Below are 22,176 nucleotides of genomic sequence, written 5' to 3' on the forward strand. Positions count from 1 at the left end.
TTCGCTCGGGGTCAGTCGTTGCTCGGTCACTGGCGCATTATCCCTGCAGGAGATGAACGGGTGGTGTTGCCGCGCGGCTTGGGTGACCGTGTGGCCTTAGGGAACCAGGATGACTTTCCCGGTAGTGCGGCGCTGTTCAAGGTCATCGTGGGCACGGGCTGCCTCGGCGAGGGCGTAGCGGGCGCCGATCCTGACCTTGAGGCTGCCGTTGGCGGCTGCGGCGAAGACTTCGTCGGAGCGCCAGCGGCGTTCCCGGGCGTCGCGAAGATAGTGGGCCATGGTCGGCCGCGTGAGGTACAGCGAGCCACCGGCGTTGAGCCGCTGCGGGTCGAACGGCGGGACCGGGCCGGACGCTCCGCCGAAGAGCACCAGCGTGCCCCGGATGCGCAGCGACGCCAGGGAGGCGTCGAACGTGTCTTTTCCGACGCCGTCGTACACAACGTCCGCGCCGGTGCCGTTGGTCAGGTCCCGGACCCGCTCCGCGAAACCGTCGTAGCGCAGCACATGGTCGGCTCCGGCTTTGCGGGCCAGCTGCTCTTTCTCGTCCGTGGAAACAGTCGTGATGACATCGGCGCCCTTGGCCTTGAGGAGCTGGATCGCGAGGAGCCCGACGCCCCCGGCGCCGGCGTGGAGCAGCACGGTGTGGCCGGCCTCGACCTTGAAGGTGGAGTTGATCAGGTAGTGGGCCGTCACGCCCTGCAGTGGCAGGGCCGCGGCGGTGAAATCGTCCAGGCCGTCCGGAACCGGGAGGGCCTTGTCCTCATCGATGAGTGCATAGCCCGCGTAGCAGTTGATACCCTCAGCCGTCGCCACCCGGTCGCCGGGAGCGAACACGGTGACGGCGTCGCCGACTTCCTCCACGGTGCCCGAGGCCTCGGAGCCGGGCGTGAAGGGATAGCTGACCTTGTAGACGCCGCTGCGCTTGTAGGTGTCGATGAAGTTCACGCCCGCGGCGGCGACCTTGACCAGCAACTGGCCGGGCCCGGGAACGGGACGGGCTGTTTCGTCGAGCTCCAGGACCTCGGGGCCGCCGGCCTGGCGGGCGACGATTGCGTGCATCATGTGGCTCCTTTTCCGGGCGGGAATCTCTGTCCCGGTCCCTGGGTACATCCTAGGGACACCGGCGGTAACCATGAAGGGGCCGTTCGTAACCGGCCGTCACGTGATGCCTGCTAGTAGCGGCGCGTGACCGTTGCCATCGGGCATTCGAAGTGACGGCCGGCGGCGAGTCCGACGTCGTTGAGGTAGCGGACAATGATCGCGTACGACTGCAGCAGCGTGGTTTCCGTGTAGGGAACCTGGTGTTTCGCGCAGTACTCGCGGACGATCTTGGCAGCCTTGTCCAGCTGGGGCCGTGCCATGTCGGGGAAGAGGTGGTGCTCGGCCTGCCGGTTGAGGCCGCCAAGGAGGATGTCCATGAAACGGCCGCCGGAGATGTTCCGGGAGGTCAGGACCTGGCGGCTGAAGAAGTCAACGCGGCTGTCCGCCGGGAGGACCGGCATGCCCTTGTGGTTCGGCGCGAAGGATGCGCCCATGTAGAAACCGAACACGGCCAGCTGGACGCCGATGAACGCGAACGCCATGCCCAGGGGCAGGAAGGTGAAGGCCAGGACCGGCAGCAGGCTGAGCCGGGCCGCGAGGATCGGGATTTCAACCCAGCGGTGCGTGACCTTGGCCCGGCGGACGATGAATTTCACCGAATCGATCTGCAGGCCCAGGCCCACCAGGAACAACAGTGGGAAGAAGAACCACCCCTGTTTGCGGGTCAGGAACGCCAAGCGCCCCTGCCGGGCGGCCACTGCTTCGGCGTGGAAGGCGATGGGGCCCGGCGCGATGTCCGGGTCCTTGGAAATGACGTTCGGGTGGTTGTGGTGTGCGCCGTGCTTCTGTTCCCACCAGGAGTAGCTGATGCCGGCCACAGAGGTGGCGAGCAGCCGTGCGGCCCAGTCGTTGGCACGGCGGGAGGCGAAGATCTGGCGGTGCCCGGCCTCGTGGGCCAGGAAGCTCAGCTGCGTGCAAAGAATACCCAGGGCAGCGGCGATCAGGAGCTGGAACCAGCTGTCACCGATCAGCGCGAAGCCGAACCAGGTGGCGGCCATCAGCAGCACGAGGCTGGTGAACAGGGTGATGTAGAAGCCAACGCGCCGTTCAAGGAGGCCGGCCGCCTTAACGCTCTTCAGGAGTTCCGAATAGCTCAGGACGACGGCGTTGGGTTGCCGGACGCGGGACGGCGGACGAGCCGGCGTTTGGGTGGGAAGGGTGGAAGTGGCGGTCATGTAGCGCTGGCCTCATCACGATTACGGGCAACGCTGCAGCTGACATTCGCACCTGCACGGTCTGGATCACCCTTTACCAAGCATACGCCCCGGGTTTCTGCGGACCGCTGAGCCGGCGCGGAATGCACGGCAACTGGACACAGGCCCATCCATGCATAAATATCGGCATCTATGCATACTCTTGCTGTATAGTCGTGCTTATGACTATTTCTGTTGCCGTCTCCGGGGCGAGCGGTTATGCCGGCGGCGAGGTCCTGCGGCTCCTTGCCGGTCATCCCGACGTCACCATCGGCGCCATCACGGCCCACAGCAACGCCGGTTCCAGACTAGGGGAATTGCAGCCGCATCTCCATGGCCTGGCGGACCGGATCCTCGAAGACACCACCGTGGAAAACCTGGCCGGACACGACGTCGTATTCCTGGCGCTCCCGCACGGGGCGTCCGCGGAGATCGCGGCGCAGTTGCCGGCCGGGACTCTGGTCATCGACGCCGGCGCGGACCACCGCCTCGAGGACCCGGAAGCCTGGGAGAAGTTCTACGGTTCCGCGCACGCCGGCACCTGGCCCTACGGCCTCCCGGAACTGCCCGGCCAGCGCGTCGCTCTCCGCGGCGCCAGCCGGATCGCCGTCCCCGGCTGCTACCCGACGTCGGCCCTCCTGGCACTCACACCAGGCTTCAGCAACCAGCTGCTGGAGGGCGGGGACGTCGTGATCGTCTCCGCGTCCGGCACCTCAGGCGCCGGCAAGGCCGCCAAGGTCAACCTGATCGGTGCCGAAGTCATGGGCTCCATGAGCCCCTACGGGGTCGGCGGGGGACACCGGCACACCCCGGAGATCGAACAAGGACTCTCCAAGGCGCTGGGGTCACCGGTCACGGTCTCCTTCACGCCCACCCTGGCGCCAATGAGCCGGGGCATCCTCACCACGGCGACCGCCAAGGTCCGCTCAGGTGTCAGCGCCGCGGAACTGCGTGCCGCCTGGGCCGAGGCCTACGACGACGAGCCATTCGTGCACCTGCTCCCCGAAGGCCAGTGGCCCTCCACCAAGTCGGTCCAGGGCTCGAACCACACCGTCCTGCAGCTCGCCTTCGATGAGCACACCGGCCGCGTGATCGTCTGCTGCGCCATCGACAACCTCACCAAGGGGACCGCCGGCGGCGCCGTGCAGTCCATGAACATCGCCCTCGGCCTGGCGGAATCCGCCGGCCTCAACCTCCAGGGAGTCGCACCGTGAGCATCACCGCACCGCAGGGATTCCGCGCCGCCGGCGTGACGGCCGGCCTCAAGGCGTCCGGCAAGCCGGACGTGGCCCTCGTGGTCAACGACGGCCCGTCCAAGGCCGCCGCAGCCGTCTTCACGTCCAACCGCGTCGCCGCGGCCCCCGTGCACTGGTCCCGCGAGGTCCTCAAGGACGGCCGGGTGGACGCCGTCATCCTCAACTCCGGCGGCGCCAACGCCTGCACCGGACCCCAGGGCTTCCAGAACACCCACACCACGGCCGAGAAGACCGCCGAAGCCCTCGGCGTCTCTGCCACCGACGTCGTGGTCTGCTCCACCGGACTGATCGGCGAGCAGCTGCCCATGGACAAGATCCTCGCCGGCATCGGTGCCGCCACCGCAGGCCTGGCAGCCGACGGCGGCCCAGCTGCCGCCACCGCGATCATGACCACGGACTCCGTGTCCAAGCAGGCCGTCTTCACCGGCACGGACGCCAACGGCACCCAGTTCACCATCGGCGGCATGGCCAAGGGCGCCGGCATGCTGGCCCCGGGCCTGGCCACCATGCTCGTGGTCCTCACTACGGACGCCGACATCGCGCCGGACACGCTCGACGCCGAACTCCGCAACGCCACCCGAGTCACCTTCGACCGCGCGGACTCCGATGGCTGCATGTCGACCAACGACACCGTTGTGCTGTTGGCCTCCGGAGCCTCCGGCGCCGCGCCGTCCGCCGCCGACTTCGGCGCGGGCCTGACCCAGGTGTGCGCCGAGCTGGCCCGCAAGCTGATCGGCGACGCCGAGGGCGCCAGCCACGACATCGCGATCCGGACGTTCAACGCCGCGAACGAGCGGGACGCCGAGACCGTCAGCCGCGCCGTCGCCCGCTCCAACCTGTTCAAGACCGCGATCTTCGGCAAAGACCCCAACTGGGGCCGCGTGCTGTCCGCCGTCGGCACCACCGACGCGGCGTTCGATCCGGACCAGCTGAACGTGTCCATGAACGGTGTGCAGATCTGCCGCAACGGCAGCATCGGCGATGACCGGAACCTTGTGGACCTGGAGCCGCGCGAGGTCCTGGTCGAAATCGACCTGCAGGCCGGCGGGGCCGAGGCCACGATCCTCACCAACGACCTCACCCACGACTACGTCCACGAAAACAGCGCCTACTCAAGCTAGTCCCGTTACAGGGACGGAGCAGTAGGGACGACCAGAAGGACGAATCCCCATGAACACCCAGACCCGCGAGACCACCTCCCAGTCCGATGCCCGGGACAAGGCCGCCACGCTGATCGAGGCGCTGCCCTGGATCCAGCGCTTTGCCGGCAGCACCATGGTGATCAAATACGGCGGCAACGCCATGGTCAACGACGAGCTCCGCCGCGCCTTCGCCGAGGACGTCGTGTTCCTGCACCACGTCGGCATCCACCCCGTGGTGGTGCACGGCGGGGGCCCGCAGATCAACGCCATGCTCAGCCGGCTCGGGATCGAATCGGAGTTCAAGGGCGGGTTGCGCGTCACCACGCCCGAGGCCATGGACGTGGTCCGGATGGTCCTCACCGGCCAGGTGGGGCGTGAGCTCGTGGGCCTGATCAACTCGCACGGCCCCTACGCCGTCGGCATGTCCGGTGAGGACGGCGGCCTGCTCCGCGCCGTCCGCACCGGCACCGTCGTGGACGGCGAAGAAGTGGACCTGGGACTGGTCGGGGAAGTGGTGGGCGTCAACCCGGAAGGCATCGTGGACATCCTCGCGGCCGGCCGGATCCCGGTCGTCTCCACCGTCGCCCCGGAAATCGCCGCCGACGGATCCACCACCGGGCAGGTACTGAACGTCAACGCGGACACGGCGGCGGCGGCGGTCGCGTCGGCCCTGGGCGCCTCCAAGCTGGTCATCCTGACCGATGTCGAAGGCCTCTACGCCAACTGGCCGGACAGGTCATCGCTCATCTCCTCGCTGACTGCTTCGGAGCTCCGCGAGATGCTGCCGCGCCTTGAGTCCGGCATGATCCCGAAGATGGCGGCCTGCCTGAAAGCAATTGACGACGGCGTCGAGCGCGCCCACATCGTGGACGGCCGCCTGCCGCACTCGATGCTCCTGGAAACCTTCACGACCGCCGGCATCGGCACCCAGGTCGTACCCGATGAGGAAGTGAACGCATGAACGAAACTGTAGGCGTGAGTCCGACCGGCGATGGGGCCCCCGCCCGCTTCGCGGTGCCCGACCACACCCGGGCCCCCATCGCCGGCTCGGCCCCCACAGCTTCCGTAATGACTGGAAAGAGTAGCGGCGCCGACTGGCTCTCCCGCTACTCCTCCTCCCTGCTCGGCGTCTTCGGCACACCGCAGCGGGTCCTGGTCCGCGGGGCCGGCTGCCTCGTGTGGGACGCCGACGGCAAGGAGTACCTGGACCTGCTCGGCGGGATCGCGGTGAACGCCCTCGGCCACGCCCACCCGTTCGTCACCTCGGTGATCTCCAGCCAGCTGGCCACGCTGGGCCACGTCTCCAACTTCTTCACCAGCCCCACCCAGGTCGCCCTGGCCGAGAAGCTGCTGGAACTGTCCAAGGCGCCGGCCGGCTCCAAGGTGTTCTTCGCCAACTCCGGCACCGAGGCCGTCGAGGCCGCGTTCAAGCTGGCTCGCCGGAACAGTGGATCGGAAGAGCAGCCGCGCACCAAGATCATCGCGCTCGAAGGCGCCTTCCACGGACGCACCATGGGCGCCCTCGCGCTCACCGCGAAGGAAGCGTACCGGGCGCCGTTCGCGCCGCTGCCCGGCGGCGTCGTGCACGTTCCGTTCGGTGACATCGAGGCCCTCCGCGCCGCCGTGGATGACACCACCGCCGCCGTCTTCCTCGAACCCATCCAGGGCGAGGCCGGCGTCCGGCCGCTGCCCCCGGGCTACCTCAAGGCCGCCCGCGAGGCGACCACCGCGGCCGGCGCCCTGCTGATCCTCGACGAGGTCCAGACCGGCATCGGCCGCACCGGCAAGTGGCTGGCCAGTGAAGACGCCGGGATTGTGCCCGACGCCGTGACCCTCGCCAAGGGCCTGGGCGGCGGCTTCCCGATCGGCGCCCTCGTGACGTTCGGACCGGAAACGTCCGCGCTCCTGACCGCGGGCCAGCACGGCACCACCTTCGGCGGCAACCCGGTGGCCACCGCGGCCGCCCTCGCCACCCTGCACGTCCTCGAAAACCAGGACGTCCTGGCCCACGTCCGGAGCGTGGGAGAGCACCTGCGCGCCGGCCTCGCCGGAATCGACGGCGTCACCGAGGTCCGCGGCGAGGGGCTGCTGATCGGCTTCGACCTCGACGCCGACGTCGCCCCGGGCGTCGTCACCGCCGGCCTCGACGCCGGGTTCATCGTCAACAGCCCCGGCCCGCGCACCATCCGGCTGGCCCCGCCGCTGATCCTGGCCACCGAGCAGGCCGACCGCTTCCTGGCCGCCCTGCCGACCCTCCTCCAGACCGCAAAGGACGCCCGGTGACCGCGACTGAGATTTCGAAGAGCCAGACCCGCCACTTCCTCAAGGACACGGACCTGACCCCGGCCGAGCAGGCCGAGGTCCTCGAACTCGCCGTCCGGATGAAGGCCGCGCCCTACAGCGTGCAGCCCTTCGCCGCGGATGGCAGCGGCCGCAAGACGGTGGCTGTCATCTTCGACAAGACCTCCACCCGGACCAGGGTCTCCTTCGCCACCGGAATCGCGGACATGGGCGGCAACGCGCTCATCATCAACCCCGGCGAGGCACAGATCGGGCACAAGGAATCGGTCGAGGACACCGCCAAGGTGCTCGAACGCATGGTGTCCACCATCGTGTGGCGCACCGGCGCTCACGCCGGGCTCGTCGCCATGGCCGCGAACTCGCGCGTTCCGGTCATCAACGCCCTGTGCGATGACTACCACCCCTGCCAGCTGCTCGCCGACCTCCTGACCGTCAAGGAGCACAAGGGCGCACTCAAGGGCCTGACCATGGCCTACCTGGGCGACTCCGCCAACAACATGGCCAACTCCTACCTGCTGGCCGGCGTCACGGCCGGCATGAACGTCCGCATCGCCGGCCCCGAGGGGTACCTGCCGTCCGCGGAGATCATCGCCGCCGCCGAGGAACGCGCCGCGGAAACCGGCGGATCGGTGCTGGTGACGGAGGATGCCGCCGAGGCCCTGCGCGGCGCCGACGTCGTTGCCACCGACACCTGGGTGTCCATGGGCCAGGAGGCGGAGAAGGAAGCGCGGATGAAACTGTTCCGCGAGTACTCCGTGGACGCCGCGGCGATGAAGCTCGCGGCGGCGGACGCCGTCGTGCTCCACTGCCTGCCGGCCTACCGGGGCTACGAGATCGCCGCGGACGTCATTGACGGCCCGCAGTCCATCGTCTGGGACGAGGCGGAAAACCGGCTCCACGCCCAGAAGGCGCTCATGGCCTGGCTCATGCACCGCTCCGGCCTGGCTGTGGTTGACGGGCTGGCGCCAGTCGACGGGCCGGCACCGGTGGACGGCTTGGCCTGATGTCCGTCCAGCCCGCCTCTCCGGGGGCCAGCCCGGCCACCAAGACGGCCCGGCAGGCACGGATCACAGCGATCCTGACCGGCGAATCGGTCCGTTCCCAGGCCGAGCTCGCCGCGCTGCTCGCGGACGACGGCGTCCAGGTCACCCAGGCCACGCTGTCCCGCGACCTCGTGGAACTCGGCGCCGTCCGGGTCCGCGGCAAGGACGGCGTGCTGGTCTACGCCGTCCCCGGGGAAGGCGGCGAACGGGCGGCCAAAAGCGGTGTGACGCAGGAAATCCTCGACGCCCGGCTGACCCGGTTGTGCGGGGAACTGCTCGTCACCGCCGAGGCCTCCGCCAACCTCGTGGTGCTCCGGACCCCGCCCGGCGCCGCGAACTTCCTGGCCCTCGCCATCGACCACTCCGTGATGCCCTCGATCCTGGGCACCATCGCCGGGGACGACACCGTCCTGCTCGTCACCCGGGACCCCCTGGGCGGCGCGGACATCGCCGCACGCTTCCTGCAGTTCGCCGAGGAAGCCGGCCAATAAGCCACACCATGGGCCCTTCACGGGACCGGGCAGCACCGGCTTGTGACAGGCTTGAAACAAAGACTGATGAACCAAACAACTAAGGAGCATGTGAAGTGACTGAGCGTATTGTTCTGGCCTACTCCGGTGGCCTGGATACTTCCGTAGCCATCGGCTGGATCGGTGAAGCCACCGGCGCCGAGGTCATCGCCGTGGCGGTCGACGTCGGACAGGGCGGCGAATCGCTGGAAACCATCCGCCAGCGCGCCCTGGGCTGCGGCGCCGTCGAGGCCTACGTCGCTGACGCGTCCGACGAGTTCGCCAACGAGTACTGCGTGCCCACGCTGAAGGCCAACGCCCTCTACCAGGGCCACTACCCGCTGGTCTCGGCCATCTCCCGCCCGGTGATCGTCAAGCACCTGGTCAAGGCCGCCCGCGAATTCGGCGCCACCACGGTCGCCCACGGCTGCACCGGCAAGGGCAACGACCAGGTCCGCTTCGAAGTCGGCATCCAGACCCTGGGACCGGACCTGAAATGCATCGCCCCGGTCCGCGACCTCGCCCTGACCCGCGACAAGGCCATCGCCTTCGCCGAGGAAAAGGGACTGCCGATCGAGACCACCAAAAAGAACCCGTACTCGATCGACCAGAACGTCTGGGGCCGCGCCGTCGAAACCGGCTACCTCGAGGACATCTGGAACGCCCCCACCAAGGACATCTACGACTACACCGCCACCCCGGAATTCCCGCCGGCACCGGATGAGGTCATCATTTCCTTCGAGGCCGGCGTTCCGGTCGCGATCGACGGCGTCAAGGTCACGCCGCTGCAGGCCATCAAGGAACTCAACCGCCGCGCCGGCGCCCAGGGCGTCGGCCGGATCGACGTCGTCGAGGACCGCCTGGTGGGCATCAAGTCCCGCGAAATCTACGAAGCCCCCGGTGCCATGGCCCTGATCACGGCCCACAAGCACCTTGAGGACATCACGATCGAGCGCGAGCAGGCCCGCTTCAAGGCGACCGTCGGCCAGCGCTGGGCCGAGCTGGTCTACGACGGCCAGTGGTTCTCCCCGCTCAAGCGCTCGCTCGACGCCTTCATCGAGGACACCCAGAAGTATGTCTCCGGCGACATCCGCATGGTCCTGCACGGCGGCCAGGCGGTCGTCAACGGACGCCGCTCCGACACCTCGCTCTACGACTTCGACCTCGCCACCTACGACACCGGCGACACCTTCGACCAGTCGATGGCGCGCGGCTTCATCGAGCTGTGGGGCATGTCCGCCAAGGTTGCCTCCCGCCGCGACATCCGCGTCGCCGGAAAGTGAGTCAGCAGCAGGGCCCACGGGCGCAGGGGTCCCCGGCCGAGCGAGGCGAGGCCGGGGTGCGCCCGGGGACAAAATCGGAGGCCACCAACACCGGTGCGCTGTGGGGCGGCCGGTTCGCCGGCGGCCCCGCGGACGCCCTCGCGGCGCTGAGCAAGTCCACGCACTTTGACTGGCGGCTGGCCCGCTACGACATCGCCGGGTCCAAGGCACACGCACGCGTGCTGCACAAGGCCGGGCTGCTGGACGACGCCGAACTCGAAGGCATGCTCGATGCACTGGGCCGGCTGGACGACGACGTCGCCTCCGGCGCGTACCTGCCGGCCGAGTCCGACGAGGACGTGCACGGTTCCCTGGAGCGCGGCCTGATCGAGCGCGCCGGAACCCAGCTCGGCGGCAAGCTCCGCGCCGGCCGGTCCCGCAACGACCAGGTTGCCACGCTGGGCAGGATGTTCCTGCGCGACCACGCACGGATCATCGCCCGGGGCGTGCTCGCCACGATCGATGCGCTGGTGGACCAGGCCAAGGCCCACCAGGGCGTGGCCATGCCGGGCCGCACCCACCTCCAGCACGCCCAGCCGGTGCTGCTCAGCCACCACCTGCTGGCCCACGCCTGGGCGCTGCTGCGCGATGTGCAGCGGCTGGCCGACTGGGACAAGCGCGCCGGCGTCTCGCCGTACGGCTCCGGTGCCCTGGCAGGCTCCTCGCTCGGCCTGGACCCGGAGGCCGTCGCGGCGGACCTGGGCTTCTTCTCGGCCGCGCACAACTCGATCGACGGCACCGCCTCCCGCGACGTCTTCGCCGAGTTCGCCTGGGTGACCGCCATGATCGGCGTGGACCTGTCCCGGGTCTCGGAGGAAGTGATCCTGTGGGCCACGAAGGAGTTCTCCTTCGTCACCCTGCACGACTCCTACTCCACCGGGTCCTCGATCATGCCGCAGAAAAAGAACCCGGACGTGGCGGAACTCGCCCGCGGAAAGGCCGGCCGGCTGATCGGCAACCTGACCGGACTGCTGGCCACCCTGAAGGGCCTGCCGCTCGCGTACAACCGCGACCTGCAGGAGGACAAGGAGCCGGTGTTCGACGCCGCCGACACCCTGGAGGTCCTGCTCCCGGCAGTCTCCGGCATGATCGCGACGCTGACGTTCAACACCGAACGGATGGAATCCCTGGCACCGCAGGGCTTCGCGCTGGCCACGGACATCGCCGAATGGCTGGTCCGCCAGGGCGTGCCGTTCCGCGAGGCGCACGAGCTCTCGGGCGCCGCGGTGAAGCAGGCCGAAAGCCGCGGCGTCGAGCTCTGGGACCTCACGGACCAGGAATACGCCGCCATCTCGGAGCACCTGACGCCGGAGGTCCGCACGGTCCTGTCCACCGAGGGTTCGCTCAACAGCCGCAACTCCCAGGGCGGCACCGCACCGGCCGCCGTCGAGCGCCAGCTGCTGGCCCTCGAGGGCGAACTCGCCGGCGTGCGCGAGTACGCGGGCTAGCGGCTCCGAGGCGCTTACGCCCCACGCGAGTTGGCATTTCGCGGCAATGTTGTCCAATGACACTGCCGCGAAGTGCCAACTCGCGGCGTTTAAGGTGGGAGCATGAGCGAATCGTTCCGCCAAATGCTGCGGGCCCTGCCAGATTTCCCCGAAGTGCTGCCGGACTTCGATCCGGATGCGGCGCCCGCGGACCCCGCCGAGCTGTTCCGGCTATGGCTCGCCGAAGCCCTGGCGGCCGGCGTGCCGCAGCCGAACGCGTGCAGCCTGGCCACGGCGGATGGGCAGGGGCGGCCGTCGTCGCGGATGCTGATCCTCAAGGACATCGACGCCGACGGCTGGCATTTCGCCACCTCACGGGAATCCCGCAAGGGCCAGGAACTCACGGCCAACCCGCACGCGGCGCTGAACTTCTTCTGGCAGCAGCAGGGCCGCCAAGTCCGGGTGGCCGGGGACGTCGTGGAGCTCTCCGCCGAGGCTTCGGCCGCGGACTGGCGGGCACGGCCGGGCGCGGACGGCAGCGAAAATGAAAACACAGACTGGCAGCTCTACGCCGTCCGCCCGCGGGAGATCGAATTCTGGCAGGCACGGCACGACCGCCGGCACATCCGGCACCGCTACGCGCCCCGCTGAACCGCGTTCAGTTCAGTTAGTGCGGGTTAATTGGGTGGCTCCGTTAGGATGGGCGGCATGACCTCCATCACACCAGAGAACCTTCGGGCAGAACTGCACCGCGCCGCCGACGTCGTGGCCGGAATCACCGCGAAACTGACCGAACGGGACATCAAGGCGCCGTCTGAACTGCCCGGCTGGAGCCGCGGGCACGTGCTCGCCCACATCTGCGGGATCGGCAACGCAATGGCGCGCCAGCTCGAATACGCCGCCCGCGGCGAAAGTGTCGAACTCTACGACGGCGGGTTCGAGGGGCGGAACCGCGCCATCGACATGGCGGCCGGCCACAGCCTCGCCGAGCACCGGGCCGACGTCGAATCAGCGCTCCAGAGGGCGCTGCGCGCCTTCGACTCCCTCGACGCGGCCGGCTGGCGCGAGCCCATCACCTACCGCGGGGGAGTCGTGTTCGACGGCGGCCTGGCCCTGTGGCGCGAACTCGTCATCCACGCCAACGATCTCGGCACCGGCCACGGACCGGAAACCTGGAGCCGCCCGTTCTGCGGGCACCTCTTCGAATTCCTCTCCGCCCGGGTGCCCGAGGGCCAGCGCTTTGTGCTGCAGCCGCTCGGCCTGCCCGCGGTGGCCATCGGGAGCGGCGGACATTCGACGGTGATCAACGGCATGCTGACGGACATCGCCGCGTGGCTCGCCGGCCGTACCCCCACCCTTGGCAGCCTGCGCGCTACCGCGGCGGCCGACGGCGTCGTCCTTCCGGAGCTGCTGCCCTGGCCCTCCGGCGTGCCCGTCAGCAACTGAGCACGTCGCGGCCTTTGGCGGGCTGGAAGACCTTTGGCCTAAGGGCTAAGGCCGCGCCGTGGCGAGGGCGAGTTCGCGTTCCCGGTCCAACAGGCTGCCCTTGACGGCCAGTCCCCAGCGGAAGCCGCCCAGGGTCCCGTCGGTACGGACCACACGGTGGCACGGTACAAAGAGGGCCGCCGCGTTGAAGGCGCACGCACTGGCTGCCGCGCGGACGGCCTTGGGGTTGCCGGACAGTTCCGCGTACTCCGTGTAGGTCACGGGGTGCCCCGGCGCGACCGTACGCAGCACGTCCCAGGCATGGTTGCGGAAGGGGCCGGACTTCTGCAGCACCGGCACGGCCATGGCCGGCTCCGGATTCCCGGAGTAGAACGCCTCTACGGCCTCGGAGATGGCGCCCAGCCCGGCAACGGTCTCGAATTCGCCCGGCAGCAGGTCCGCATGGATTTGCCCGGTCAGCTCGCCGGGAATGGCGGTCCAGCCGGATGACAGGACAGTGCCGTCACAGGCAATGATGGTGAAAGGGCCGTCCGGAGTGGACATGGTCAACAACTGGGCTTTCATGGGTTCGCTTTCTTCGGAGTCTGCGCGGAAGTCTGTGTTGGTGTCTGTTTTGTCGTCGGTGTTGGTGTCTGTTTTGTCGCCGTTGTTGGTGTCTGCGACGCCCTGCGCACTGTCGCCTGGGCAGCCGCCGCCGCGCGCCACAGGTGCATGGTGGCGTAGGAGCGCCACGGGCTGACCTCACGGAAATCGGGGCTCAGCGCGGCGCCGCCGGGGGCCTCTGCGAGCGACCGGATGCCGTTGCGGACGGCCGCGTCGTTGGCAAGGAACACATCCGGCGCGCCGATGACGCGCATCGCGACGTATCCCACGGTCCATGGCCCCACGCCGGCAAGGGGCAGGAGCTTGGTCTCCAGCCCGTGGACGTCATCGCCGTAGCCGAAGTCAAGGTCTCCGGAGGCCATCGCTGCCGCCGCGCCGCGCACGGAATCGATCCGCCGCTGCGGGCCGCGGAGCAGTTCGAAGCCGGACCCGGCAATCTGGGCGGCCGTCGGGAACAGCCGGTGGAGGCCGTCTGCGGGCACCAGGCTTGCGCTCCCGGCCGCCGAAAGCTGGACCAAGGCGGTCCGCGCGGCAGCCACTGTGATCTGCTGGCCGATCATGGCCCGGATCAGCAGTTCCTGCGGATCAACGGCACCGGGCATCCGCATCCCCGGCGTGCGCGCCACTGTAGCGGCCAGGCGGGGATCGGCGGCGAGGGCGGCATCGATGGCGACGGGATCGGCGTCGAGGTCCAACAGGCGGCGGACCCTGCTCAGCAGGGCGGCCAGGTCCCGGAGATCGACGGCGCCGATGGTCAGCACGAGCGGACGCCCGGGAGCGCCGGCGTCGTAATCCACCCGGAAACGGGCATCGCCGTGCGTCAGCCGCAGGGTCCGGGCGTAGGAGTGGGACGTGCCTTCCTCGATCCCGGGAATGGCGCGGACGGCGAGGAAATCGAAGACGCCGGGATCGAACGGTTCCCGGTACGGAAGATTGAGCGTGAGCGCCGTGGTCGCAGCGGGGGCGTGGTGGTGCCGGGCCGTGGCACGGAGCGCGGACGGCGTCATGGCGAAGACCTCGCCGATGGTCTCGTTGAACTGGCGCACGCTGTTGAATCCCGCGGCGAAGGCAATGTCCGAGACCTTCATGGCGGTGGAGACCAGCAGGGTGCGGGCGGTCTGGGCGCGGCTCGCCCGTGCCAGGGACAGGGGTCCGGCGCCGAGTTCGTGGCTGAGGATCCTATTGAGCTGGCGCGAGGAATATCCGAGCCGGGCCGCCAGCCCCTCGACGCCGTCGCGGTTAATCACGCCGTCATTGATGAGACGCATGGCGCGGCCGGCGATGTCCGAGCGCACGTTCCAGGCCGGGGTACCGGGCACAGCCTCCGGCAGGCAGCGCTTGCACGCCCGGTAGCCGGCGTCGTGCGCGGCGGCCGACGTTTCATAGAACGTGACGTTGCCCGCTTTGGGCGTCCGGGCGGGGCACGAGGGCCGGCAGTAGATCCCCGTGGTCCGGACGGCCGTGTAGAACTGCCCGTCGAATCGGGTGTCCCGGGCGTCGATTGCCCGGTAGCGCTGCCAGAAGTCCATGACCCCATCCTGCCAGCTTCCCGAAGCGCCTGCTAGCGGAATTCGGACACGGCCGTGGGATCTGAGGCGGCGTTTGTTAAAGTCTGAACATGACTGAGTCCGGCGCGCAACCCGGTACGGCAGTGTCGCTCCGGGAGACGCTCTCGGCCGACGCACGGCACGTGGCGCCGTTGCTGCTCGGCGCCGTCTTGACGCACGACGGGCGCGAGGGCTCCGTCTCCGTGCGGATCACCGAGGTGGAGGCCTACCTCGGACCGCATGATTCGCGGCACCCTGATCCGGGCTCCCACACCTTCCGCGGCCAGACGGCCCGCAACGCGCCGATGTTTGGCCCGGCGGGCCACCTCTACGTGTACTTCACCTACGGGATGCACCACTGCGCCAATATCGTGTGCGGACCGGAAGGGGTGGCGTCGGCGCTGCTGCTGCGGGCCGGCGAAGTGGTGGCGGGACATGATCTGGCCCGGGCCAGGCGTCCGACGTCGAAATCGGACGACGACCTCGCGAGCGGGCCCGCCCGGCTTGCCACAGCGCTGGGCTTGACGACGGCGGACAGCGGGCGGGATGCCCTGGCGCCGCCGTTCCGGCTGGAACTGCCCGTGAATCCGCCGGATGGCGTCGCGGGCGTCAGCTCAGGTCCCCGGGTGGGCGTGTCCGGCGCCGGCGGCAGCCACGACTACCCCTGGCGGTTCTGGCTCAGCGGCGACCCGACCGTCTCCCGCTACAAGCCGGCAAAGCCGGCAAGAACGGCAAAGGCGCCAAACGCCCCGGGCGGGTAGCCAGGCACGTACCCTGATGTGCAGCATCGGCGCCCCGGGAGCGGCCCAGGGAGGATGGAGCACTATGGGCGAGGGGAAACGCGGAAAACCAGGCAGCGAGCTGGAACGGCTCCAGATCTTTGCGCAGCTGGCCGCCGAATACTTCCGCATGGTTGAGCTGTTCACACCCACCCGGGCGCCGGCCGCGGCGGACTCCGCCGAGGCAGAGCGCCGGCACTGGCTTGAGCTGTTCCGCGCGGCGCTGCTGCGGAAGTTCATCGTCCCGGACGAGCACGTTTCGCTCAAACTCGTGGTGCGGGCCCTGCGCCTGTGCAACTACTCGGCGGACGCCCGGATAGCCGACGGCGCGGGCGAAACGGCCAGGTTGTTCACGAACGAGATGATCCGGGACCGCCAGGCACGGACGGCCGAATTCGCCGCGAACGACCACGACCTGTTCGAGGACGTCCTCTACGGGCGGCTCCTCCACGGCGACGCCGACAGGTTCCGCCGGTCCGGGTGGGCCGAGGACTACGCCCGGCTGAGCAGTGTGGCGGCCGGACGGTTCGACGCCGAGCGCGCCCTGGGAATAGCGCTGGGCGTCGTCTCCTACGGGCTTGCGAATGAACTCCTGCGCCCGCCGGGACCGGCCGAACCCGGACCTCCAACCGAAGCCGGGCCTGCAGCGGAACCCGGGCCGCCTGCAGCGGAACCCGGGCCTCCTACCGAACCCGGGCCGCCAACCGCGGGGACGTAGGAATTCCTAGGAGGCGGCGAAGCTGCTCAACCCGAAGTCGGCGCCGACGGCGAACGGGGCGAGGCGGCGGCGAAGGTCCTCGCGCACCTGCGGCCACTCCCGGACGAGGATCGAGTAGACGGCGGTATCCGCCCGGCCCCCGCCGGGCGCCGCACGGTGGCCGCGGAGGACCCCCTCGAATTGGGCGCCGAGCCGTTCGATCGCCGTCGCACTGCGGGTGTTCCGGGCGTCGCAGCGGAACGCCACCCGGTGGACTGCCAGTACTTCGTAGGCGTAGGCAAGGAGCATGTGCTTGCTCGCCGGATTGACGTGGCTGCCCCAGAACTGCCGCCCGTAAAAGGTCCCGCCGATTTCCAGGCGTTGCTGGGCCGGGACGTAGTCGCGGAGGGACGTGGTGCCCAGCAGGGCGCCGGTGCGCCCGTCCGTCACGGCAAACGGGACAGTGGCGGGATCATCCAGCCGTGACTCGAAGAGTCCAGCCAGTTCGCCGCCCGTCCGCGGCATGGGGGCCGCCATGCCTGCCCACATGCCGGGATCCACAAAATCAAAGAGGCCCGCTGCGTGGTGCGGGGCCAATGGGACCAGCCTGACCCCGTGGCCGGAGAGGACGATATCGTGTCGCATTGGAGCATTCAATCACCGGCCGGGTGGACGGGACCGGCGAATCCGGCGCCGCCGAAATGAACATTGGATGGCCGCGAGGTTGCCCGGGGAGCGCGGGCCGCCGGACGTGCTGCTACCAGCCAGTAAGGTGGATGAGTGAATCAAAGCGAGCTGAACCCGACCAAGACAGCACTGCCCGTGGATGAGCTGATCGAGCGCCTGTGCGCCACCATCCCGGACTATCCCAAACCCGGAATCAGCTTCAAGGACCTCACCCCGGTGTTCGCCGACGGCAACGCCTTCGGAGCCGTCGTCGATGCCCTGGTGGGACCCTTCCAAGGCCAGTTCGACGCCGTCGCCGGAGTGGAAGCCCGCGGCTTCCTGCTCGCGGCGGCGGCAGCGTACGCCACCGGGACCGGAGTCATCACCGTCCGCAAGGCCGGCAAGCTGCCGCGCGAAGTGTTCTCCGAGGACTACGCCCTGGAATACGGCACCGCCACCCTTGAGCTGCACACCACGGATCTGGCGCCCGGGAGCAGGGTGCTGATCCTCGACGACGTGCTCGCCACCGGCGGTACGCTCGGCGCCGCGGCGCGGCTGTTCGAGCGGTGCGGGATCCAGGTGGCCGGCGTCGGCGTCGTCATGGAACTCGACGAACTGGGCGGCCGCACGGCCCTGACCGGCCACAACGTCCGCTCCCTGCTGCGGATCTAGCAGGTGCTGCCGGCTGGACCATCCGTGGCGTATCGGTAGAATTCCCTGACGAAGACTGCCTTGGCACTGTTCGGCGACATACAACAGCTATGTCTGCCGAAATGGCTGTAGAATGGTAGGTCCGTCTTTTTCGATAGGGGAACGTTCGATGCACGACGCTGATTTGGCCCATGAACGCGACTATGTGGCCGGACTTTACGCCCGGCTCGATGAGTTGCGGGCAGAGAAGCGCACCCAGCTGGCCCAGGTGCGCCGTGCCGGTGCCGTGGGCACCATGCAGAACGTCTCCGAGCGCGATGCCTTCGCGGCCCTCTACGAGGACCGCCTCGCCCAGCTGGACGCCGTCGACGACCGGCTGGTGTTCGGCCGCCTGGACCTGGATTCCGGCGAAGCCCAGTACATCGGCCGCATCGGCTTGACGACCGAGGACCTGCAGCGGCTCATGGTGGACTGGCGGGCGCCCGAGGCCGGCCATTTCTACCAGGCCACGGCGTTCGACCGGCAGGGCGTTCGCCGCCGCCGTCACCTCATCCTGCAGGGCCGCGAGGTCAAGGCCATCGAGGATGACGTCCTCGACGCCGACATGCTCGCCGACACCGATTCGCTCCAGGGCGAAGGGGCGCTGCTGGCCGCACTGAACTCCAAGCGGACCGGCCGGATGTCAGACATCGTCGGCACCATCCAGTCCGAGCAGGACCGGATCATCCGATCCTCCATCTCCGGTGCCCTCGTGGTCCAGGGCGGTCCCGGCACTGGCAAGACCGCCGTCGCCCTGCACCGCGCAGCGTACCTGCTCTACACCCACCGGGACCGGCTCAAGAGCGCCGGCGTCCTGCTGGTGGGACCGACGTCGTCCTTCATGAAGTACATCGAACGCGTGCTGCCCTCCCTCGGCGAGACCGGCGTCGTGATGGCGAGCCTGGGCCGGCTCATGCCTGGCATCGCCGCGGTCGCCGAGCCGGACTCCTCCGTGGCGGCCATCAAGGGCCGGCTGGACATGGCCGAGGTGGTCGCCAACGCCGTGGCCAACCGGCAGCGCATTCCGGCCGGCAACAGGATCCTTGAGGTCGATGGCCGCAAGCTGGTCCTCACGCCGCGGCAGGTCCGCCGCGCCAAGGAACGGGCGCGCGCCACGGGCAAACCGCACAACGAGGCCCGCGTCTCGTTCGTCAAGATCCTGCTCCGCGAGCTGACCGAGCAGATGACCGAGCTTGTGGAGGCCGGCAACATCGGCAACAACGCCGACCGCTCCTACCTGGCGGAGGATGTCCGCTCGGCCCGGGACGTCCGGATCGCCCTGAACCTTTGCTGGATGCCGATGACCCCGGAGAAGCTCGTGGGGGAGCTGCTGAGCAAGCCGGCCATCCTCGAGGCATGCACCCCGAACCTCAGCCCAGAGGAGCGCGCGTTGCTGCTCCGCCCCGCGGATTCGCCGTGGACCGAGTCCGACGTTCCGCTGCTCGATGAGGCCGCCGAATTGCTGGGCGAGCTCGATGCCGCCGCTGGAAGGGGACTGGCGCAGCAGGAACAGGACCGTGCCCGCGACCTGGCGAACGCCAAGCAGACCCTCGTGAACATGGAAACCGCCGGCGTGGACGCCCTGTTCACGGCCGAAGAACTGGTGGACCAGAACCAGGAGCGTGAGGCCAGGCTGACCGCTGCCGAGCGTGCCACCACGGACCGTTCCTGGGCCTTCGGGCACATTGTGGTGGACGAAGCCCAGGAGTTGTCGCCCATGCAGTGGCGGCTCCTGGTCCGCCGCTGCCCGCTGAAGTCGTTCACGATCGTGGGCGACATCGCCCAGACCAGTTCCGTCGCCGGCGCCAACTCCTGGCACAGCGCCCTGGGCCCCATGTTCGGCGACCGCTGGCAGCTCGAGGAACTGACCGTCAACTACCGCACCCCGTCCCAGATTGCCGAGGCCGCCGCCCGCATGGCCACCGCGGCCGGCCTGGTGGTTTCCGCGCCCAAGGCCGTCAGGGAAGGGCGCTGGTCCCCGGTCATCGATCGCGTCGGCGCCGGCCAGATCGTCAGCAAGCTGGTGGAGGTGCTCCCGGAGGAACTGGACGCCATCGAGGGCGGCCTGTTGGCGGTCATCGCCGACGGCGAGCTCCTCCCCGCGGCCAACGCGGCACTGCGGGACGTGTACGGCCACCGTGTAGGGACCGGCGCGGGGAGTTACGCGCAGGACATCGTGGTGATCAGTCCCCGGGAGGCAAAGGGACTGGAGTTCGACGGCGTCGTGGTCCTGGAGCCGACGGACATGCTCAACCACGAGCACGGCCGGGTAGGGGACCTGTACGTGGCCATGACCCGGCCCACGCAGCGCCTGAGGCTCATCGCCGCCTCCAGCGTCCCGGCCGGCATCGAGGAGTAGGCCGGGCCTGGAGCGGCCGGGGCACGGAGTCACCTGTGATGCGGGTCCGTTGATCCTGCTAACTTAGATTCCGTGTCCCAGCTAAATATTCTCGATGCCCAGCAGAACGACCCCAGCTTTGCCAATATCTGGCAGGAGCTGAAATGGCGCGGCCTTGTCCACGTCTCCACGGATGAGGCAGAGCTCGAAAAGCTCCTCGCCGGCGACCCCGTGACGTATTACTGCGGCTTCGATCCGACCGCGCCTAGCCTGCACCTGGGCAACCTGGTCCAGCTGTTGGTCATGCGCCGGCTCCAGCTGGCCGGCCACAAGCCCCTCGGGCTGGTGGGCGGTTCCACGGGCCTGATCGGTGATCCGCGGCCGACGGCGGAACGTACCCTCAACACCAAGGACACCGTGTCCGAATGGGTGGGCTACCTGCAGGCCCAGGTCCGTCGCTTCCTGAGCTTCGAGGGCGACAACGCCGCCCGGATGGTCAACAACCTGGATTGGACGGCGCCTCTGAGCGCCATCGACTTCCTCCGCGAGATCGGCAAGCACTACCGCGTCGGCACCATGCTCCGCAAGGACGCCGTTGCATCCCGCCTCGGTTCCGAGGAAGGCATCAGCTACACGGAGTTCAGCTACCAGATCCTGCAGGGCATGGACTACCTGCAGTTGTTCCGCGACCACGGTTGCATGCTGCAGACCGGCGGCTCGGATCAGTGGGGCAACCTCACCAGCGGCACGGAGCTGATCCGCAAGGTGGAGGGTAAACACGTCCACGCCCTCGGAACACCGCTGATCACCAACTCTGACGGCACCAAGTTCGGCAAGAGCGAGGGCAACGCGATCTGGCTGGATCCGGCCATGTGCAGCCCGTACGCCTTCTACCAGTTCTGGCTCAACACGGCGGATGCCGACGTCACGGACCGCCTCAAGGTGTTCACCTTCCTGAGCCGGGCCGAGATCGAGGCACTGGAGCTCGCGGTCGCCGAGCGGCCGTTCGCCCGCGAAGGCCAGCGGAAACTGGCCTATGAGGTGACCTCGCTCGTTCACGGTGTGGACGCCACGGAAAAGGTCATTGCGGCGTCGGCCGCAGTGTTCGGCAATGGCGATCTTTCCGCGCTGGATGAAGCGACGTTGAAGGCGGCGACTTCCGAGCTGCCGTCCGCCACGGTGGACGCCGGCGGCCTGGGCATCATCGAGCTGCTGGTTGCCTCCGGTCTCTCGGAGAGCAAGTCCGCCGCTCGCCGCACGGTGGGGGAGGGCGGGGCCTACGTCAACAATGCGAAGGTGTCCGACCCCGACGCCGTTATTGCACCCAGCCAATTGCTCCACGGGCGCTACCTGCTGCTGCGCCGGGGTAAGAAGAACCTTGCCACGGTGGAAGTCGCCGTGTCCTGATCAGCGCCCCACAACGCACCCTGCACGCTCCTTCCCAGCCGATTTGCACGGCCGGGAAGGAGCGTGTATTGTTTTCTGAGTTGCCGCCACGGAGTGGTGACAAACCCCCACAAATGAGAAGCAATTCTTCATGCGCCAGGCGCACATAGTGAAAATTGCTTCAATTCTGCTGGGCGGATTCGCTCCACAAAGTGAAATTCCGATGAAAATCGCGGGTTTGCAAAGTGGAAATGAATGAAATAAGCTGTAAACATCGCAGCGAAGAAAAGCGAAATAGGAATTCATGGAAATGAATTGTTTCGGCAAGTATTCGAATGTGTCTGTTGTTTGAGAACTCAATAGTGTGCCAAGTTTGTTGATACCAATTTATTGTAATGGATTGGTTGTTTTGCCGGGCCCGCCACCCCGTGGTGTGGTCTGGTTTTTACAGCTGGTTTCAAATTTTGTGCAGCCTGGTTCCGCGTTTTCCCGTGGTGCCTGGTTGTGTCTGTTTTTCTTCAACGGAGAGTTTGATCCTGGCTCAGGATGAACGCTGGCGGCGTGCTTAACACATGCAAGTCGAACGATGATCCCCAGCTTGCTGGGGGGATTAGTGGCGAACGGGTGAGTAACACGTGAGTAACCTGCCCTTAACTCTGGGATAAGCCTGGGAAACTGGGTCTAATACCGGATATGACTCCTCATCGCATGGTGGGGGGTGGAAAGCTTT

At 68.3% G+C, this 22,176-nt stretch carries 20 protein-coding genes and 1 rRNA gene; 16 read left to right on the forward strand and 5 right to left on the reverse strand.

Features of this window, described 5'->3' with window-relative positions:
• Positions 1-96: 96 nt before the first annotated feature.
• Together ACFVTM_RS16020 and ACFVTM_RS16025 are read right to left on the reverse strand one after the other, a co-directional pair.
• Positions 97-1,062: a quinone oxidoreductase family protein gene (locus ACFVTM_RS16020; protein WP_390204558.1), complete on the reverse strand. Its 966-nt coding sequence runs from the start codon at positions 1,060-1,062 to the stop codon at positions 97-99.
• Between the two features lie 110 nt (positions 1,063-1,172).
• A complete protein-coding gene (locus ACFVTM_RS16025; RefSeq protein ID WP_390204560.1) occupies positions 1,173-2,276 on the reverse strand; it encodes a fatty acid desaturase family protein in 1,104 nt (367 codons plus the stop codon).
• 200 nt (positions 2,277-2,476) lie between these two features.
• On the opposite strand from ACFVTM_RS16025, the gene argC reads away from it, so the two are divergent.
• The 10 genes from argC to ACFVTM_RS16075 all read left to right on the forward strand — a co-directional run bounded on the left by argC (position 2,477) and on the right by ACFVTM_RS16075 (position 12,740).
• Entirely contained in the window at positions 2,477-3,508 is a 1,032-nt protein-coding gene (gene argC, locus ACFVTM_RS16030) for an N-acetyl-gamma-glutamyl-phosphate reductase (RefSeq protein WP_390204562.1), read from the forward strand.
• Positions 3,505-4,671 carry a bifunctional glutamate N-acetyltransferase/amino-acid acetyltransferase ArgJ gene (gene argJ, locus ACFVTM_RS16035; RefSeq protein WP_390204564.1) on the forward strand — a complete coding sequence of 389 codons (1,167 nt, stop codon included), beginning with the start codon at positions 3,505-3,507 and terminating at the stop codon, positions 4,669-4,671. The genes argC and argJ overlap by 4 nt, the downstream gene beginning before the upstream one ends.
• 49 nt (positions 4,672-4,720) lie before the next feature.
• Entirely contained in the window at positions 4,721-5,653 is a 933-nt protein-coding gene (gene argB / locus ACFVTM_RS16040; RefSeq protein ID WP_390204565.1) for an acetylglutamate kinase, read from the forward strand.
• 107 nt (positions 5,654-5,760) lie between these two features.
• Positions 5,761-6,975 carry an acetylornithine transaminase gene (locus tag ACFVTM_RS16045; protein ID WP_390204611.1) on the forward strand — a complete coding sequence of 405 codons (1,215 nt, stop codon included), beginning with the start codon at positions 5,761-5,763 and terminating at the stop codon, positions 6,973-6,975.
• Positions 6,972-7,997, forward strand: coding sequence for an ornithine carbamoyltransferase (gene argF, locus ACFVTM_RS16050; RefSeq protein WP_390204567.1), 1,026 nt, complete (start codon positions 6,972-6,974; stop codon positions 7,995-7,997). Before ACFVTM_RS16045 ends, argF begins: the two co-directional genes overlap by 4 nt.
• Positions 7,997-8,527: an arginine repressor gene (locus ACFVTM_RS16055; RefSeq protein WP_079551248.1), complete on the forward strand. Its 531-nt coding sequence runs from the start codon at positions 7,997-7,999 to the stop codon at positions 8,525-8,527. The genes argF and ACFVTM_RS16055 overlap by 1 nt, the downstream gene beginning before the upstream one ends.
• A 95-nt stretch (positions 8,528-8,622) precedes the next feature.
• Entirely contained in the window at positions 8,623-9,828 is a 1,206-nt protein-coding gene (locus ACFVTM_RS16060) for an argininosuccinate synthase (protein WP_390204569.1), read from the forward strand.
• A gap of 56 nt (positions 9,829-9,884) precedes the next feature.
• Positions 9,885-11,315 (forward strand): argininosuccinate lyase, encoded by a 1,431-nt coding sequence (gene argH, locus ACFVTM_RS16065; protein WP_390204571.1) that lies wholly within the window; start codon positions 9,885-9,887, stop codon positions 11,313-11,315.
• Between the two features lie 102 nt (positions 11,316-11,417).
• Positions 11,418-11,945, forward strand: a complete 528-nt coding sequence (locus ACFVTM_RS16070; RefSeq protein ID WP_390204572.1) for a pyridoxal 5'-phosphate synthase — start codon at positions 11,418-11,420, stop codon at positions 11,943-11,945.
• Positions 11,946-12,002: 57 nt separating this feature from the next.
• A complete protein-coding gene (locus ACFVTM_RS16075) occupies positions 12,003-12,740 on the forward strand; it encodes a maleylpyruvate isomerase family mycothiol-dependent enzyme (RefSeq protein WP_390204574.1) in 738 nt (245 codons plus the stop codon).
• 45 nt (positions 12,741-12,785) lie between these two features.
• Here ACFVTM_RS16075 and ACFVTM_RS16080 read toward each other — a convergent pair whose 3' ends face one another.
• Both ACFVTM_RS16080 and ACFVTM_RS16085 read right to left on the reverse strand, forming a co-directional pair.
• Entirely contained in the window at positions 12,786-13,304 is a 519-nt protein-coding gene (locus ACFVTM_RS16080; protein ID WP_390204575.1) for a methylated-DNA--[protein]-cysteine S-methyltransferase, read from the reverse strand.
• A complete protein-coding gene (locus tag ACFVTM_RS16085) occupies positions 13,301-14,872 on the reverse strand; it encodes an AlkA N-terminal domain-containing protein (RefSeq protein WP_390204577.1) in 1,572 nt (523 codons plus the stop codon). Before ACFVTM_RS16085 ends, ACFVTM_RS16080 begins: the two co-directional genes overlap by 4 nt.
• An 89-nt stretch (positions 14,873-14,961) precedes the next feature.
• On the opposite strand from ACFVTM_RS16085, the gene ACFVTM_RS16090 reads away from it, so the two are divergent.
• Positions 14,962-15,651 (forward strand): DNA-3-methyladenine glycosylase, encoded by a 690-nt coding sequence (locus ACFVTM_RS16090; protein WP_390204579.1) that lies wholly within the window; start codon positions 14,962-14,964, stop codon positions 15,649-15,651.
• A 64-nt stretch (positions 15,652-15,715) separates the two neighbouring features.
• Positions 15,716-16,387 carry a hypothetical protein gene (locus ACFVTM_RS16095; RefSeq protein WP_390204582.1) on the forward strand — a complete coding sequence of 224 codons (672 nt, stop codon included), beginning with the start codon at positions 15,716-15,718 and terminating at the stop codon, positions 16,385-16,387.
• 6 nt (positions 16,388-16,393) lie between these two features.
• Here the strand turns inward: ACFVTM_RS16095 and ACFVTM_RS16100 are convergent, their stop codons facing one another.
• Positions 16,394-17,011, reverse strand: a complete 618-nt coding sequence (locus ACFVTM_RS16100; protein WP_390204584.1) for a GNAT family N-acetyltransferase — start codon at positions 17,009-17,011, stop codon at positions 16,394-16,396.
• Between the two features lie 135 nt (positions 17,012-17,146).
• On the opposite strand from ACFVTM_RS16100, the gene ACFVTM_RS16105 reads away from it, so the two are divergent.
• From ACFVTM_RS16105 to ACFVTM_RS16120, 4 genes are all read left to right on the forward strand, one after another.
• Positions 17,147-17,704: an adenine phosphoribosyltransferase gene (locus ACFVTM_RS16105; RefSeq protein ID WP_390204585.1), complete on the forward strand. Its 558-nt coding sequence runs from the start codon at positions 17,147-17,149 to the stop codon at positions 17,702-17,704.
• 148 nt (positions 17,705-17,852) lie between these two features.
• A complete protein-coding gene (locus ACFVTM_RS16110) occupies positions 17,853-20,081 on the forward strand; it encodes a HelD family protein (RefSeq protein WP_390204586.1) in 2,229 nt (742 codons plus the stop codon).
• 72 nt (positions 20,082-20,153) lie between these two features.
• Positions 20,154-21,467, forward strand: a complete 1,314-nt coding sequence (gene tyrS / locus ACFVTM_RS16115; RefSeq protein WP_390204587.1) for a tyrosine--tRNA ligase — start codon at positions 20,154-20,156, stop codon at positions 21,465-21,467.
• Between the two features lie 497 nt (positions 21,468-21,964).
• Positions 21,965-22,176, forward strand: a 16S ribosomal RNA gene (locus ACFVTM_RS16120); the annotation flags it as partial.

This window comes from Arthrobacter sp. NPDC058130, from assembly GCF_042884475.1.
Classification (GTDB): Bacteria; Actinomycetota; Actinomycetes; order Actinomycetales; family Micrococcaceae; genus Arthrobacter.

Bases quoted from the DNA above. Each gene is read 5' to 3' on its own strand.
- ACFVTM_RS16020 (WP_390204558.1), bottom strand. From the start codon at position 1,062: ATGATGCACGCAATCGTCGCCCGCCAGGCCGGCGGCCCCGAGGTCCTG.
- ACFVTM_RS16025 (WP_390204560.1), bottom strand. From the start codon at position 2,276: ATGACCGCCACTTCCACCCTTCCCACCCAAACGCCGGCTCGTCCGCCG.
- argC (WP_390204562.1), top strand. From the start codon at position 2,477: ATGACTATTTCTGTTGCCGTCTCCGGGGCGAGCGGTTATGCCGGCGGC.
- argB (WP_390204565.1), top strand. From the start codon at position 4,721: ATGAACACCCAGACCCGCGAGACCACCTCCCAGTCCGATGCCCGGGAC.
- ACFVTM_RS16045 (WP_390204611.1), top strand. From the start codon at position 5,761: ATGACTGGAAAGAGTAGCGGCGCCGACTGGCTCTCCCGCTACTCCTCC.
- ACFVTM_RS16055 (WP_079551248.1), top strand. From the start codon at position 7,997: ATGTCCGTCCAGCCCGCCTCTCCGGGGGCCAGCCCGGCCACCAAGACG.
- ACFVTM_RS16070 (WP_390204572.1), top strand. From the start codon at position 11,418: ATGAGCGAATCGTTCCGCCAAATGCTGCGGGCCCTGCCAGATTTCCCC.
- ACFVTM_RS16075 (WP_390204574.1), top strand. From the start codon at position 12,003: ATGACCTCCATCACACCAGAGAACCTTCGGGCAGAACTGCACCGCGCC.
- ACFVTM_RS16080 (WP_390204575.1), bottom strand. From the start codon at position 13,304: ATGAAAGCCCAGTTGTTGACCATGTCCACTCCGGACGGCCCTTTCACC.
- ACFVTM_RS16085 (WP_390204577.1), bottom strand. From the start codon at position 14,872: ATGGACTTCTGGCAGCGCTACCGGGCAATCGACGCCCGGGACACCCGA.
- ACFVTM_RS16090 (WP_390204579.1), top strand. From the start codon at position 14,962: ATGACTGAGTCCGGCGCGCAACCCGGTACGGCAGTGTCGCTCCGGGAG.
- ACFVTM_RS16095 (WP_390204582.1), top strand. From the start codon at position 15,716: ATGGGCGAGGGGAAACGCGGAAAACCAGGCAGCGAGCTGGAACGGCTC.
- ACFVTM_RS16100 (WP_390204584.1), bottom strand. From the start codon at position 17,011: ATGCGACACGATATCGTCCTCTCCGGCCACGGGGTCAGGCTGGTCCCA.
- ACFVTM_RS16110 (WP_390204586.1), top strand. From the start codon at position 17,853: ATGCACGACGCTGATTTGGCCCATGAACGCGACTATGTGGCCGGACTT.